This is a genomic window from Chitinophaga sp. GbtcB8, from assembly GCF_019091455.1.
Taxonomy (GTDB): Bacteria; Bacteroidota; Bacteroidia; order Chitinophagales; family Chitinophagaceae; genus Chitinophaga.
Genome location: NZ_JAGXJN010000097.1, coordinates 1 through 554, shown reverse-complemented (window position 1 = coordinate 554; position 554 = coordinate 1). Strand labels below are relative to the sequence as shown.

General features: G+C 47.1%; 1 protein-coding gene. It reads right to left on the bottom strand.

What is annotated here, in order from left to right; all coding sequences use genetic code 11:
- The coding region (locus KVT36_RS31540) for a transposase (protein WP_217607401.1) at nucleotides 1–499 on the bottom strand (499 nt) is incomplete at its 3' end.
- Nucleotides 500–554 lie beyond the last annotated feature (55 nt).

Here is a 554-nt window from a genome sequence, read left to right as displayed (position 1 = left end):
CCAGCCATACAAATGGATAAACCCGTTCTAAGGGCCGGCTACGCCATTCCTGGATCAAGGGTAGAATCTTGTCTGTAACACGGCTAATGGTGGCTGTAGATGCCTCTAGTCCATACATATCCATGAGGTGGTCCCGGATATCACTATAGCTGGCACCCCGGGCATATAGCCCAATGATCTGACGGTCCAGATCAACTCCTAAAGTCTTATGCCGCTTGGGAATCAGTTCGGGCTCAAAGGTTCCATTCCGGTCACGTGGAGGGTTAATATCCACAGACCCAATAGCGGTTTTTACCTGTTTACGCCCTTTACCGTTCTTCCGGTTAGCTTCTCCCTCATCTTCAATATGCGCTTCCAACTCGCCATCCAGGGCTCCCTCAAGAAACTCTTTCAGCAATGGCGTTAGCACGCCATCTTTGCCTAAAAGCGTATCTCCGTTCTTCAAACGGCTTGCCGCTTGTTTCTTGAAGGCTTCGAAATCAAAGTTTTGCTTTTCCATATGGTCAGTTTAAAGTTAATCAACTTTTTACTGACACACTTTTTGTAATAGTCTC